Annotated in this window: 12 protein-coding genes and 1 pseudogene; 4 read left to right on the top strand and 9 right to left on the bottom strand. The window is 69.2% G+C overall.

Features of this window, described 5'->3' with window-relative positions; all coding sequences use genetic code 11:
* Positions 1-52 precede the first annotated feature (52 nt).
* The gene (locus ABWK59_RS33015; protein ID WP_354644341.1) at positions 53-487 is read left to right on the top strand and encodes a hypothetical protein; all 435 of its coding nucleotides are present in this window, start codon (positions 53-55) and stop codon (positions 485-487) included.
* Positions 488-649: 162 nt separating this feature from the next.
* On the opposite strand, the gene aspA is transcribed toward ABWK59_RS33015, so the two are convergent.
* The 4 genes from aspA to ABWK59_RS32995 all read right to left on the bottom strand — a co-directional run bounded on the left by aspA (position 650) and on the right by ABWK59_RS32995 (position 5,391).
* Positions 650-2,059, bottom strand: coding sequence for an aspartate ammonia-lyase (gene aspA / locus ABWK59_RS33010; protein WP_354644340.1), 1,410 nt, complete (start codon positions 2,057-2,059; stop codon positions 650-652).
* A 40-nt stretch (positions 2,060-2,099) separates the two neighbouring features.
* Positions 2,100-3,116, bottom strand: a complete 1,017-nt coding sequence (locus ABWK59_RS33005; RefSeq protein ID WP_354644339.1) for an asparaginase — start codon at positions 3,114-3,116, stop codon at positions 2,100-2,102.
* Positions 3,117-3,223: 107 nt separating this feature from the next.
* On the bottom strand, positions 3,224-4,663 hold the full coding sequence (locus ABWK59_RS33000) for an amino acid permease (RefSeq protein WP_354644338.1): 1,440 nt from the start codon (positions 4,661-4,663) through the stop codon (positions 3,224-3,226).
* The gene (locus ABWK59_RS32995; protein ID WP_354644337.1) at positions 4,660-5,391 is read right to left on the bottom strand and encodes a FadR/GntR family transcriptional regulator; all 732 of its coding nucleotides are present in this window, start codon (positions 5,389-5,391) and stop codon (positions 4,660-4,662) included. Before ABWK59_RS32995 ends, ABWK59_RS33000 begins: the two co-directional genes overlap by 4 nt.
* Positions 5,392-6,021: 630 nt before the next feature.
* On the opposite strand from ABWK59_RS32995, the gene ABWK59_RS32990 reads away from it, so the two are divergent.
* From ABWK59_RS32990 to ABWK59_RS32980, 3 genes are read left to right on the top strand one after another with little or no spacing between them, the layout of a single operon-like run.
* The gene (locus ABWK59_RS32990; RefSeq protein ID WP_354644336.1) at positions 6,022-6,147 is read left to right on the top strand and encodes an FxLYD domain-containing protein; all 126 of its coding nucleotides are present in this window, start codon (positions 6,022-6,024) and stop codon (positions 6,145-6,147) included.
* A gap of 14 nt (positions 6,148-6,161) precedes the next feature.
* On the top strand, positions 6,162-6,302 hold the full coding sequence (locus tag ABWK59_RS32985; RefSeq protein WP_354644335.1) for a hypothetical protein: 141 nt from the start codon (positions 6,162-6,164) through the stop codon (positions 6,300-6,302).
* A gap of 15 nt (positions 6,303-6,317) precedes the next feature.
* Entirely contained in the window at positions 6,318-6,575 is a 258-nt protein-coding gene (locus ABWK59_RS32980; protein ID WP_354644334.1) for a hypothetical protein, read from the top strand.
* Between the two features lie 134 nt (positions 6,576-6,709).
* Here the strand turns inward: ABWK59_RS32980 and ABWK59_RS32975 are convergent, their stop codons facing one another.
* The 5 genes and pseudogenes from ABWK59_RS32975 to ABWK59_RS32955 all read right to left on the bottom strand — a co-directional run bounded on the left by ABWK59_RS32975 (position 6,710) and on the right by ABWK59_RS32955 (position 13,471).
* Positions 6,710-7,561, bottom strand: coding sequence for an MBL fold metallo-hydrolase (locus tag ABWK59_RS32975; RefSeq protein ID WP_354644333.1), 852 nt, complete (start codon positions 7,559-7,561; stop codon positions 6,710-6,712).
* A 450-nt stretch (positions 7,562-8,011) separates the two neighbouring features.
* Positions 8,012-9,203, bottom strand: a pseudogene (locus tag ABWK59_RS32970) (IS3 family transposase).
* A gap of 135 nt (positions 9,204-9,338) precedes the next feature.
* Positions 9,339-10,349, bottom strand: a complete 1,011-nt coding sequence (locus ABWK59_RS32965; RefSeq protein ID WP_354644332.1) for a quinone oxidoreductase family protein — start codon at positions 10,347-10,349, stop codon at positions 9,339-9,341.
* A gap of 255 nt (positions 10,350-10,604) precedes the next feature.
* Positions 10,605-12,038 (bottom strand): FG-GAP-like repeat-containing protein, encoded by a 1,434-nt coding sequence (locus ABWK59_RS32960; RefSeq protein WP_354644331.1) that lies wholly within the window; start codon positions 12,036-12,038, stop codon positions 10,605-10,607.
* A gap of 152 nt (positions 12,039-12,190) precedes the next feature.
* Positions 12,191-13,471 (bottom strand): VCBS repeat-containing protein, encoded by a 1,281-nt coding sequence (locus ABWK59_RS32955; RefSeq protein ID WP_354644330.1) that lies wholly within the window; start codon positions 13,469-13,471, stop codon positions 12,191-12,193.
* Between the last annotated feature and the right edge of the window lie 85 nt (positions 13,472-13,556).

Here is a 13,556-nt window from a genome sequence, read left to right as displayed (position 1 = left end):
CCCCGGAGAGCCGTCGGTGACTTCGACTGCTCCGGAGCCGGAGGGACCCCGCATGCAGGCCACCGCCGAGCGCGCCCGGACCAACTCCCGGCTCTGGGCACTGGTGCCCATGGGCGGCATGCTCCTCATCGCGGCGGCCGTCTACGAGCGCCTACCGGCCCATGTGAAGCCCCCGCACGTATACATCCTCTGCCGGGAACCGGGCTCACTCACGCTCATCTTCTCCGTGATCGCCCTGGTTCTCGTCGTTGCCGGACTGGGCTGCGCTATCGGAGTGCTCCACCTCGTCGTCGACCCGCCCGCCCGGATCGCCGCGCCCCTGGCTTACGGGGCGATCGCGCTGGCCGCGGTCGTCGGCGCTGACGGTCTCGACCACATCGGCGCAGGCGTCGCTGTCCAAACCCAGGCCCGCTACGAACATGCCCCCGCCGACATCTGCGAGTACCCGATGCCCGCCTACCAGGAGACACCCGGCTGGTTCTTCTGACCGCTACGGGCTTCCTCGTGGGAGCACCGCACCACCCACATGGTGTCAGTTCGTATGCTCTGGCTGTCGGTAACGCCGCCGCACCGGCCGGGGTGGCCGCGTACCGTCTCCGTCGCCGGCAGGTGAGCGGTACGCGGCCGAGATGCCTGTGATGAGCCGTCGTCAGGCGACCGGGGCGCCGGTACCTGCGATCACCTCCGGCCGCAGCAGCGCTGCAAGCTGCTCGGAGGGGAGCAGCCCCTTCTCCAGGACGAGTTCGGCCACGCCCCGGCCGCTGGCGAGGGCTTCCTTGGCGATGCCGGTGGCGGCCGTGTACCCGATGTGCGGGTTCAGGGCGGTCACCAGGCCGATGGAGTTCTCGACGGTCGCGCGCAGGGCCTCGGTGTTGGCGGTGATGCCGACGACGCAGCGCTCGGCGAGGGTGAGGCAGGCGGCGCGCAGGTGGGTGATGGACTCCGACAGCGAGTGCAGGATGATCGGCTCGAAGGCGTTGAGCTGGAGCTGTCCGGCCTCGGCGGCCATGGTGATGGCGACGTCGTTGCCGATCACCTCGAAGGCGACCTGGTTGACGACCTCCGGAATCACCGGGTTGACCTTGCCGGGCATGATGCTCGAACCCGCCTGGACCGGCGGGAGGTTGATCTCACCGAGGCCCGCTCGCGGCCCGGAGGACAGCAGGCGCAGGTCGTTGCAGGTCTTGGACAGCTTGACGGCGATGCGCTTGAGCACACCGGACATCTGGACGAACGCGCCGCAGTCCTGGGTGGCCTCGACCAGGTTGGCCGCTGTGACCAGGGGCATCCCGGTGATGTCCGCGAGGTGGCGGCGGGCAGCCTCCGCGTATCCGGCGGGGGCGTTGAGGCCGGTGCCGATCGCGGTCGCGCCGAGGTTGATCTCGTGGATCAGCTCGACGGCCTCCGCGAGCCGGCTGCGGTCCTCGTCGAGCATGACGGCGAAGGCGGAGAACTCCTGGCCGAGCGTCATCGGCACGGCGTCCTGCAGCTGGGTGCGGCCCATCTTCAGCACGTGGCGGAACTCGACGGCCTTGCGGGCGAAGGCGTCCTGCAGGACGGCCATCGCCTCGAGCAGGCCGCGTACCGCGGAGACGGTCGCGATCCGGACCGCGGTCGGGTAGACGTCGTTGGTGGACTGGCCGAGGTTGACGTCCTCGTTGGGGTGCAGGTGCCGGTACTCGCCCCTGGCGTGGCCCAGCAGCTCCAGCGCCCGGTTGGCGACGACCTCGTTGGCGTTCATGTTGGTGGAGGTGCCGGCGCCGCCCTGGATGACGTCGACGACGAACTGGTCATGGAGTTCGCCGCCGCGGATCTCGCGGCAGGCGGCGGTGATCGCCCCGGCCTTTGCGGGTTCCAGCAGGCCGAGTTCCTCGTTGGCGAGGGCGGCGGCCTCCTTCACGGCGGCCAGGGCGTCGATCAGGTGCGGGTAGGTGGAGATGGGCGTGCCCGTGATGGGGAAGTTCTCGGTGGCGCGCAGGGTGTGGACGCCCCAGTAGGCGTCGGCGGGGACGTCGCGGTCTCCGAGCAGGTCGTGTTCGCTGCGGGTGGCGGCGGTCATGGGTGTGCGGGTCCTCTTCTTCCTGAAGTGGTGGGTCGGGTCACGCGGGGGTGAGCAGGGCCGACGGGTCCAGCGCCGCCGTCGGCCGGACGCCGCCGACGGGCCGACCGCCGCCGGTCGCCGGCTCCCCCGCGAATCCGGTCAGCAGCCGTGGGTCGACTCCCGTCAGCGCCAGGGCGGCCGCCGCCACCGGAACGCGCGCCCGGTTCGCGCCGTCGGCGATCTTCACGGCCACGGCGCGGCCGTCGGGCAGCGCGGCGACATGGACGCCTTCGAAACCGTCCTTGGTGATCAACCCGGGCACCGCGCGCATCAGCTCGGCCACGTCCCGTCCGGCGCCGGAGGCCATCTCCGGGTGGTCGCGAATTGCGTCGGCCACCCTGCGCTCGGGCGTACCCGGCGGCGCGGCGGCGATCCGGGCGGCGGCGCGGGCGAGGCCGCGCAGGGAGACGGCGAACAGCGGGCTGCCGCATCCGTCGACGGTGACGTGCGCGATGCGCTGGCCGGTGAGCTCCTCGACGACGTCGGCGATCGCCGTCTGGAGCGGATGGGCGGGGTCGAGGTAGGTCTCCAGGGGCCAGCCGTTGAGCGTGCAGAGGTACAGCATCGCGGCGTGCTTGCCGGAGCAGTTCTGGGCGAGCCGCGATGGCGGCCGGCCCTCGCGCACCCAGGCGTCGCGGACGGCCTGACCGTACGGCAGGTCCGGCGGGTTGCGCAGGTCGTCCTCGGCGAGGCCGGCGAGCGCCAGGATCCGCCGGGCGCCGGCGAGGTGGCGCTCCTCCCCGGAGTGGCTGCCCATCGCGAGGGAGAGCAGTTCACCGTCGAGCGGAAGCCCGGCCCTGACCATGGCGACGGCCTGGACCGGCTTGAGGGCCGACCGCGGGTAGCAGGCCGCCTCGATGTCGCCCAGGTGGAACCGGACCTCCCCGTCGCCGCCGAGGACGACGACGGAGCCGTAGTGGACACCCTCGACCACACCGCCCCGGGTGACGTGGGCGACGGGCACGTGGCGGGGTTCGCGGATCGCGGGGGCGCCCGCGAGGGGGCTGCTGACCATGACTGCCTCGATCGGTGGTGGCGTGGGGCTGGGTGATCTGGGTGCCTGCGGGCGGCGGGCCCGGGCGGACAGGGGGCGGGTCGGGGGGTGCCCCGGGCTGCCCGGGTTCAGCCGTCGGTCTCCGCGGCGGCGCGCGCGACGCGCCCGCGGACCGCGTACCAGCCGGCGACCAGCGCCGCAGCGATCAGCGGCAGGCACAGCACGGTGGTGCGCCCGGCGCCGCCGTCGGCGTACATGAGGACGAGGACGGAGACGAGGAAGGCCAGGGTCACGAGCTCGGTCCACGGCGAGCCGGGCAGGCGGTAGCCGGGGCGGGTCAGTTCGCCGTCGCGGGTCTTCCGCCAGAACAGGAGGTGGCAGACCATGATCATGCCCCAGGTGGCGAGGATGCCGATCGCCGCGAGGTTCAGCACGATCTCGAACGCGTCGGCCGGGACCACGAAGTTGAGGCCGACGCCCAGGACACAGATGCCGCTGGTGAGGAGGATGCCGCCGTAGGGCACCTGGCTGCGGCTCATGCGGGCGGTGAACCGCGGGGCGGAACCGTTGACGGCCATGGAGCGCAGGATCCGGCCGGTGGAGTAGAGGCCCGAGTTGAGCGAGGACATGGCCGCGGTGAGGACGACCAGGTTCATGACGCCGCCCGCTGCCGGGATCCCGATGCGGGAGAGCACGGTCACGAACGGACTCTGGTCGGCGCTGTAGCCGTTCCACGGCAGGAGCATCGACAGGAGGACGACCGAGCCGACGTAGAACAGGCCCACGCGCCACATGATCGAGTTGATCGCCTTCGGCATGATCTTCTCGGGGTTCTCGGTCTCCCCGGCCGTGACGCCCACGAGTTCCACCGAGGCGTAGGCGAAGACGACGCCCTGGATGATCAGGAGCATGGGCATCAGACCGTTGGGAAAGACGCCGCCGTTGTCGGTGATCAGGGCCGGGCCGGGTACGGCACCGTCGACCGGGTGCCGGGTGACCAGCAGGAAGATCGCGATGCCCATGAAGAGCACCAGCGCGCCCACCTTGACGACCGCGAACCAGAACTCCAGCTCACCGAAGATCCGCACCGATATGAGGTTCACGGTGAGCACCACGGCCAGGGCCACCAGCGCGATCACCCACTGCGGGACATCGGAGAACAGGTGCCAGTAGTGGGTGTACGTGGCCACGGCGGTGATGTCGGCGATGCCGGTGGTGGCCCAGTTGAGGAAGTACATCCAACCCGCGGTGTACGCGCCCTTCTCTCCCAGGAACTCCCGGGCGTACGAGACGAAGGCACCGGAGGACGGCCGGTACAGGACCAGCTCGCCGAGCGCGCGCACGACGAGGAACGCGAAGACGCCGCAGACGGCGTACGCCACGAACAGGGAGGGCCCGGCGTTGGCGAGACGTCCGCCCGCGCCGAGGAAGAGGCCGGTGCCGATCGCTCCGCCGATGGCGATCATGTTGACGTGCCGGGGTTTGAGGGACTTGCTGTAGCCGGTGTCCCCGGCATCGACGTGACGGGTCGTGGGGAGTTTCTCGTCCTTGAGGAACTGCTCGCTCACGCCTCGGGTCCGCCTTCCGTGGAAGTGTCCGTGCGCGGGGGGCGCACGATGTCGGTGAGGGTCGTCTCGACCCGGTGGAGGTGGTGGGACATGGCCTCGACCGCGTCGTGTTCGGAACCGTCGACCAGCGCCTCGACGATCGCCCGGTGCTCGCAGTTGGACTGCTCGCGCCGACCGCCCAGTTCGTTGAGGAAGGTGGACTGACGCGCCAGTGCGTCACGGATCTCCTCGATGACCCTGCGGAACACCGGGTTACGGGAAGCCTCGGCCACCGCCAGGTGGAAGACGGTGTCCAGGGCGACCCACGCGGTGGTGTCGGTCTCCCGCTCCATCCGGTCGAGCAGGTGGGCCAGGTGGTCCAGGTCCTCCGGAGTGCGGCGCAGCGCCGCGTAGCCGGCGACGGGGATCTCGACGTGGCGGCGCACCTCGAGCAGGTCGCTGGCCGCGTAGTCGCCGAAGGTGGGGTCCTCGACCGTGTTCGCCACGACGAAGGTGCCCTTGCCGGTCTTGGAGACCGTCAGGCCCATGGCCTGCAGGGCGCGGAGCGCCTCCCGCAGCACGGGCCGGCTGACCTCCAGGGTGCGGCACAGCTCCGCTTCCGAGGGGAGCTTGTCCCCCACGGCGTACTCACCGCGCTCGATGGCGCTGCGTAGGTGGCCGAACACCGCTTCCATGGCGCTGACGCGCCGCGGAATCCCGCCACCTGTCTGGCTGTCTGACAGGTTCACGGGCCGATCTTGAGGGTTGGGGTGCAGCGGTGTCAAGACCCCGGCGTGGGCCCGAGCCGATCGCCCTCGAAGACCGTCTCCTTGGGCGGCTGCGCTCGGGGCAGTCCCAGCCGTGTCCCTGGTGCCGCCGATCCCGGCCCGGTTCCGTGTTGTCCGTCGTCGCTCGGGAGGCGACCACGTGTGGCTTCTTCAGGCGCTCCGGCGAACCCGGGACTGCTGCCGTTGTGGATCCCGAGCTTCCGCGGCCGATCCAAGGAACCGTGCACCGGATCGCAGCCGTGCACCCGCAGCTGCTCCCGCGATCCCAATGCCGCACTGCCCCGGACAGTCGGGCCGGACGAGACGTTCGGGTCCTTACCGCTCATCCCACAGAGGATCCCATGCGCCCCATTACCCTCGCCGTGGCTGCCGCCTGCCTGCCCGCCGCTGCCGTCGCCTGTGAACCCCCAGCCAGCAGCCCCACCCAGAAGTCCACCGCAGCGGCCGTCCCCGCCCAGCCCGCCGCCGGTGCCCCGTCCGCTGGCGATGCTGCTGCGCCCGCCCCGGCCGGCGACAGTGACAAGACGAAGGTCGTCGAGATCACCAAGTGCTCGGCCGACCCCGTCCTGCACTGGCCGTCCGCAGCTCACCATGACCAACCACAGCGGCAAGGCCAGCAACTACATGGTGCAGGTCGAGTTCCTGGAGGCGAGCGGCACCCGCATCGGCGAGGGCATCGCCGCCACCAACGGGCTCGCGCCGAACCGTACGAGGTGATCGAGCGCCTCAGTGTGGCATGCGGCACGGCCCAGGTGTACTTCCAGGACCCGCTCGCCGACGCGATCATCTGGGCCACCGCCGAGCAGGGCACCGTCGTGCGCGGCTACTGGCGCTACAGCGAGCCGGAATGGACGGGCGATCCGCTGACCTGAGAGGAGGTACTCACCGTGGCCGACTTCGAGGACGAGGAGGACTACCACGACGCCTACCCGGAGGCCAACGGCTCCGAGATGCAGGACATCAACGCCGCCGCCCACCACCTCTCCCTCGACCCCGCGACCATCACCGCCGACACCCCACCCGCGCCCACGGCTGGCTCGCCCTCACCGCCCCCGGCGCCGGCCACGACGGCTTCGGCAAGACACCCCAGCTGTGAGAAGAAGCCACTCCGGAACTCCGCCGGGCGGCGATCCGGCACCTGCTGATCGCGTGCTGCCCGACCACCGGGGCCGACCGGATGCGGCTGGGCCCTGCGGAGACGGGCGCCCTCATCCACGAGGCGCCGCCAGCACCGCCTCGCCGGAATGCAGCAGATCCCAACGCCGTGGGTCAGCGCCACTCACGTCCCCGACGGCCGCGGCTGCTCCGGCGGAACCGAGCTCTCGGCAACGGCCATCCACTGGTCCAGGTCGGCCTGGGTGAATTCTGTCCACGGTGGGATTTCGGGGAGCTGGCGGAGGAGGTCGTAGGCCTCGGGGATCTGGGGGCCGCGGAGGACCGGGCAGTGGCAGCCGGCGACGACCTCGGCGTTCAGGCGCTGGAAGTCAGTGACGACCGTCCCGAACTTTTCGGTGTCCAGCAGGGCGGCCCAAGGGGAGATCAGGCGCCCGCCGAAGAACTGGCCGTCGCGGAATTCGGCTGGCGACATCGCTGCTGTTTCGGGCATGGGGGTCGGCACGTTCGTGGCGAAGGTGTCGACGGCCCACAGGACGTTGGTCTTCGGGTCGAAGAGGGCGCGGGTTGTGGGGTTGTCGTACAGGGGCGGTCGCTTGGCGACCAGGGTGCGGTCGCCCGCGTCGATCGTGTCGCCGTCGGTCATGAAGCGGCACCGGTTGATGGGAGTCTCCCACTCCTCGGCCATGCGGCCGATGGAGAACCATGTCGTCAGCAGGGTCGCGTTAGGGCATTCCGCGAGGACCGCCAGGAGGTTGCCGGCGTGGTCGCGGTCGTCGTGGGTGAGGAAGATCCACCGTACGTCCAGGGGATCCACGACGGACCAGGCGGCCTCCAGCCACTGGGCGCGCACCGCAGGCGCCCCTGTGTCCACAAGGACCGGTTCGGCTCCCCGGATCACCATCGAGTTCATCGGAAAGTGGCCGACCGGCGGGGCCTCAAGGGCCCAGGGAATGACGAAAGTCTCCTCGGCGATCTTGTACGGCTGCAGAAGGTTGAACGTGTCCATGGTTGTCATCGCTGCTCTCCCTAGGGCGGAGCCGCCGCAGCGTCCATGAATCCAGTGCAGCCCCGTGCCGGACTGACGTCAAACGCGGCACTCCTGACGGCCGGCTTCGGGAGCGACGAGGGTGCACGGTCGGCGTCGCCGGCAGATCCCGCCTTGGCCATCGGCTGAACCCAACCACCGGTTATTCAGGTTGAACTCGCCTAGAAGACTGATGAAGATGTTGGGTTCTGGCCCCGCCTGGTGAGTGGCGGGGCCAGACTCGTTTCGTGGCGATGGGGGAATGGGTCGGGGAGACAGTCTGAGCTGTCCTGAGTTTGGTGGAGTCCCCGAAGCCAGGGTTACGATCCTGGCGTAAGGAGAACCGCCTGCTGTGCCAGCACCACGCAAATACCCTGACGAGCTCCGTGAGCGCGCGATCCGTGAGGTCTGAGCCTTCCCCCGGGATGTGGACACGGGGTTTCATGCGGCGAGGGTGATCCTACGGGACGTCGCTGTCTGCTGTTCGAACTGGACCGGGCTGAGGTAGCCGAGCGTGGAGTGGCGACGGCGGAGGTTGTAGAAGGAGACCCAGCGGAACACCTCCAGCCTCGCCTGATGCTGGCTGGCCCAGCGGGCTCCGTGCATCAACTCCCGCTTCAACGAGGCGAAGAAGCTCTCTCCGCCGCGGCGTTGTCGTAGCTGGAGCCGACCTTTCCCATGCTCCGCCGGATCCCGTGGCGCCGGCAGAGTCCCGCGAACTCGGCCGAGCCGTATTGAGAGCCCCTGTCCGAGTGGAAGATCACGCCGTCGACCAGGCCGCCGCGGGTCGCCACCGCGGCCTCCAGAGCGTCGGCGACCAGCCGGGTGCGCATGTGGTCGGCCATCGACCAGCCCACGAGCCGGCGCGAGTGCAGGTCGATGACGGTGGCCAGGTACATCCACGAGCCGCCGACCGGTGGATACGTGATGTCGCCGACCCACCGGACATCGGGCCCGCCCGCGGTGAAGTCCCGTCCGACCAGGTCCGGCGCCGGCGGCACGCTCCTGTCCCGGACGGTGGTTCGGCAGCGTTTGCGCAGGTGACGGCCGATGATGCCGTGCTCACGCATCAGACGGGCTATTCGCTTGCGGTTGACCACCCGACCTTGGGCCCGCAGTTCCGCGTGCACCCTCGGCACCCCGTAGGCGCCCCGCGTCTCCCGATGGACCTCGCGGATCTCGCCCACCAGCGCGGCCTCCGCCGCCGCCCGGTCGGCACGCGCCCGAGCACCGGCCTGCCAGGCGTAGTAGCCGGAACGAGCGACGCCCAGGACCTCGCACAACCGCTGGACACCGAACTCGGCGGCATGGGCGGAGATGAAGTCCCAGCGGCGGGCCCTCACTTCATCTCCCGTGCGAAATACGCGGCTGCCCGGCGCAGGATCTCCTTCTCGACCTGCCACTCGCGCTCGGCCTTGCGAAGCCGCGCGAGCTCGGCCCGCTCGTCGGCACGCAGTGCTGGCCCGGTCGACGCCGGCTCGGCAGCGGCAGCGCGCACCCAGTTCCGCAAGGTCTCACGGTTGACCCCGATCTCCTTCGCGACGGCCGCGAACGTGCGCCGGCCCCCCGAGGCCCGGTACAGCGCGACGGCATCACGACGGAACTCGTCCGAGTACTTCGACGGACGTCCCACCTGGACTTCCCTTCCTGGATCGTCAAGATCCAAGTGTCAGGGTGTCCACGTCACGGGGCAAAGCTCAGGCCATCGTGACGGCACCCCAGTACGGGACCCAGGTATCCCCGCCATGTCACCCGGCGGAACCCTGCATCAGCTGCGCGTCCCCTCGCGGTATCCAATAAAGGCTGCATCCGGTACAACGAGCAGCTTGCCGGTGGTACGCCGAGCCTCCAGATCGCTGTGGGCCTGGGCGGCCTCGGACAATGCGTAGCGGCCCGTTACGGTGACCTTAAGCGCCTTGGAGCGCACCCACTCGAACACATCGGCGGCCCGTCGGAGCAGTTCGGACCGATCGGCGATGAAGTCCCCGAGGCTGGGCCGGATCAGGGTCAGCGAACCGCCCTGGGCGAGCCGAATCGGATCAAACGGCGGCACGGCACCACTTGCCGCGCCGAAGAGCACGAGATGGCCGCGGGTTCGCAGGCTGGCGAGGCTCGCATCGAAGGTGTGCGCGCCGACGCCGTCGAAGACAACCGGCAGTCCCTGACCGCCGTTGAGCCGCCTCACCTCGGCTGCGAGATCGTCGACTGCGGAGGAAAGGATCACCTCAGCGGCCCCGGCACGCTTCGCCAGCTCGGCCTTCGCCGCGGTCGACGTCGTGCCGATCACCCTGCCGCCGAGGTGGGTGATGAGCTGGGTCAAAAGGAGCCCCATGCCACCAGCAGCCGCATGCACGAGCACCGTGTCGCCCCGCTGGACCGGGTAAGCGTCTGTGACGAGATAGTGCGCGGTCATTCCTTGCAGGAGCACGGCGGCGGCGGTCTCGAAGCCGATATCGTCGGGCAGCGGCACCAGCCGCGAGGAGTCCACGACGGCCCGCTCGGCATAGGTGCCGGGAATCTCCACCCAACCGACCCGGTCCCCCACGGCGACGTCAGCCACGTCCGGTCCAACTTCGACGACCGTGCCAGCGCCCTCAGTGCCCGGGGTGAAGGGCAGCGGGAGGCTGTACCGGCCTTCGCGGTGGTAGACGTCGAGGAAGTTGACCCCGGATGCGGCGACCTCCACGATCGCCTCGCCCGGACCCGGCCGCGGCTGGTCCACCTTGGCCTCCTGCAGCACCTCGGGACCGCCCACTTCGTACACCTGAATCGCTCGCATGACCCTCCAATAGCGGCTCTCATCCCCCACCAACCCCGTTGATGGGGGATCCGATTCCCGGCATGCAGATCAACGCCCGCCGGCGCCACACACCACGACCAAGATCATCGCACAGCAAGATCACTTACGGGACAGCCTTAGTCTTGGAACAGCGCTGACGCCTGACCAGGGATCTGGTCGGGCGTCAGCACGGGTAGTTGTTGTCCCTGTTCGGGGCGGCCGTTCAGCTGCGTACAGGGTTCAGAGGGTTGGCCTTCAGGCGCCGGCTGCGATGCGGCCGAGGTCGGTCCAGCCGCCGTGTCCGTCACCGCCGTTGTTGGCGTAGGCGTTGACGGAGCCGTCGGGGTTGGTGACGAGGTAGTCGGCTCGGCCGTCGCCGGTGAAGTCGGTGAGGGTGACGGCGTTCTGATTGGTGGTGGTGCCGGTGGCGGCCTGTCCGTAGTTTGTCCAGCCGCCGTGTCCGTCGCCGCCGTTGTTGAGGTAGGTGGTGATGGAGCCGTTGGGGTTGATGACGTTGTAGTCGGCCCTGCCTTCGCCGTTGATGTCGGCCAGGCGGATGCGGGTGAGGTCTCCGGTGAGTCCGCCGGCGATCTGTCCGTAGTCCGTCCAGCCGCCGGAGGTGTCGCCGCCGCGGTTGAGGTAGGTGGTGATGGAGCCGTTGGGGTTGATGACGTTGTAGTCGGTCCTGCCGTCGCCGTCGATATCGGTGAACCGCACCCGGGAGGCGTCGGAGGTCAGCCCGGACGTGACGGTGTTGAGGCCCTGCCAGCCGCCGTGTCCGTCGCCGCCGTTGTTGAGGTAGACGTTCACCGATCCGCTGGGGTTGATCAGGAGGTAGTCGGCCTTGCCGTCACCGTTGAAGTCCGCGAACCGCACGCGGGTGGAGTCGGTGGTCAGGCCGGAGGCGACCTGGCCCATGTCCTGCCAGCCGCCGTGTCCGTCGCCGCCCTTGTTCAGGTAGACGTTCACCGACCCGCTGGGGTTCACGATCCAGTAGTCGGCCCTGCCGTCACCGTCGAAGTCCGCCCATCGGACACGACCCGACCCCGCCTCCGAACCCGCACGGAAAGCGGAGGGGCGCTGCGCGAGTCCGTCGGTGACCGCCCTGTCCAGCCCGTTGGAGAAGACGCCTGCCATCCGGGCGTATCCAGCGTCGTTCGGGTGGAGCCGGTCGTTCATCTCGGCGGTGGTCAGAGCCGGGGGGTCCAGGTAGCGGAACTTCTGCCGGGCCAGGCTCCCGTACTGCAACGCCTTGATATCGGCGTTGTAGACCTGGGCCGCGTACTGCAGGCCCGGGGTGGTGGGAATCAACCCCTGGACCAGGAGGGTGACGTTCGGCCGGTCGGCGAAGATTCGGTTGGCCAGGTCAGTGAATGCGGCAGCGGTCCGGTCGCCGGATGCCTTGGTGTTCCGGTCGGCGTCCCGGTCGAGATCGTTGATCCCGATGTGGAGCAGGACGACATCGGGGGAGGCCGCGGAGAGCCAGCTGTCGATGCCGGCGCGGATGTCAGCGACGCGATAGCCGCTGTGCCCCTCGTTGTCAGGGTCAGGGACGTTGCCGAACCCTTGGGAACCCACGTAGTCGACCGCGTAGTGGGACTGTCCCGCAGCGGCGTTCCACAGCGGCAGGCGGTAGCCCGCGCCGGTCGTGCTGCCGGCGCCTGCGGTGATTGAGTCACCCAGCGGCATTACCCGCAGCGGAGGCGCCGGAGGAGTGGTCGCGTGAGCGGCCGGGGATGTGAGGAGGTGGCCGGAGATGATCGCCAGAGCGGCAAGTCCGGCCCGTGCGAGGCGCTTCATCGGAATGAGCAGCCTTTCGTGACGTGGTCGGGCAACGGGTATTAGGCGCCGGCTGCGATGCGGCCGAGGTCGGTCCAGCCGCCGTGTCCGTCACCGCCGTTGTTGGCGTAGGCGTTGACGGAGCCGTCGGGGTTGGTGACGAGGTAGTCGGCTCGGCCGTCGCCGGTGAAGTCGGTGAGGGTGACGGCGTTCTGATTGGTGGTGGTGCCGGTGGCGGCCTGTCCGTAGTTTGTCCAGCCGCCGTGTCCGTCGCCGCCGTTGTTGAGGTAGGTGGTGATGGAGCCGTTGGGGTTGATGACGTTGTAGTCGGCCCTGCCTTCGCCGTTGATGTCGGCCAGGCGGATGCGGGTGAGGTCTCCGGTGAGTCCGCCGGCGATCTGTCCGTAGTCCGTCCAGCCGCCGGAGGTGTCGCCGCCGCGGTTGAGGTAGGTGGTGATGGAGCCGTTGGGGTTGATGACGTTGTAGTCGGTCCTGCCGTCGCCGTCGATATCGGTGAACCGCACCCGGGAGGCGTCGGAGGTCAGCCCGGACGTGACGGTGTTGAGGCCCTGCCAGCCGCCGTGTCCGTCGCCGCCGTTGTTGAGGTAGACGTTCACCGATCCGCTGGGGTTGATCAGGAGGTAGTCGGCCTTGCCGTCACCGTTGAAGTCCGCGAACCGCACGCGGGTGGAGTCGGTGGTCAGGCCGGAGGCGACCTGGCCCATGTCCTGCCAGCCGCCGTGTCCGTCGCCGCCCTTGTTCAGGTAGACGTTCACCGACCCGCTGGGGTTCACGATCCAGTAGTCGGCCCTGCCGTCACCGTCGAAGTCCGCCCATCGGACACGACCCGACCCCGCCTCCGAACCCGCACGGTTACTGCGGCCGCCGATGACCTGTGCGTGCGCCAGGGCATTCTCGTCGGGCGGCATGAAGTCGCCGGCGACGGTGCCGGCGTTAGTGCTCCTGTACGTGACTCCGGAGATCTCCTGCAGATAGACCCTCGGCGATTCGCAGTAGGACACGTTGAAGCAGACCGCGTTCTTTCCCTCCATGCCGTTCTGCCCGCCGTTCCCCGCGAGGGAAGCCTCGGGGTGAAGGGAGGACTTGTTCCCACCGCACTTGGTGATTCCGTAGGCATAGATCTGCCCGTTGCTGCGACCCATGACCACGCTGTTGACGCATTTCTGGGTGCTAACCCACGCACCGGAGTAGTCGAACAGCTCGCCGTAGGCCGTGGTTTCCGCGGACGCGGCCGCACCGGAAACGAGAACAATAGTGGCTGCGCCGACCGCTGTGAGGACGGCTCGCAAATTCTTCCGCAAGGTAATCTCTCCCTGTTCCAAAAAGTCGCAGCTCCAAGGAACTCCGCTGCGACGCGGAAAATTCCCCAAAGGAGTCATTCCGAAATATTCGGCCACAGTAGAAGCC

Origin of the sequence: Kitasatospora sp. HUAS MG31 (assembly GCF_040571325.1) — a bacterium.
Classification (GTDB): domain Bacteria; phylum Actinomycetota; class Actinomycetes; order Streptomycetales; family Streptomycetaceae; genus Kitasatospora; species Kitasatospora camelliae.
The sequence above is the reverse complement of the archived record's forward strand: the minus strand, read 5'-3'. Positions and strand labels throughout refer to the sequence as shown.

Excerpts from the sequence above, each read along its gene's own strand:
- aspA (WP_354644340.1), bottom strand. The coding sequence starts at position 2,059 with ATGACCGCCGCCACCCGCAGCGAACACGACCTGCTCGGAGACCGCGAC.
- ABWK59_RS32960 (WP_354644331.1), bottom strand. The coding sequence starts at position 12,038 with ATGCCGCTGGGTGACTCAATCACCGCAGGCGCCGGCAGCACGACCGGC.
- ABWK59_RS33015 (WP_354644341.1), top strand. The coding sequence starts at position 53 with ATGCAGGCCACCGCCGAGCGCGCCCGGACCAACTCCCGGCTCTGGGCA.
- ABWK59_RS32965 (WP_354644332.1), bottom strand. The coding sequence starts at position 10,349 with ATGCGAGCGATTCAGGTGTACGAAGTGGGCGGTCCCGAGGTGCTGCAG.
- ABWK59_RS32990 (WP_354644336.1), top strand. The coding sequence starts at position 6,022 with ATGACCAACCACAGCGGCAAGGCCAGCAACTACATGGTGCAGGTCGAG.
- ABWK59_RS32975 (WP_354644333.1), bottom strand. The coding sequence starts at position 7,561 with ATGACAACCATGGACACGTTCAACCTTCTGCAGCCGTACAAGATCGCC.
- ABWK59_RS33005 (WP_354644339.1), bottom strand. The coding sequence starts at position 3,116 with ATGGTCAGCAGCCCCCTCGCGGGCGCCCCCGCGATCCGCGAACCCCGC.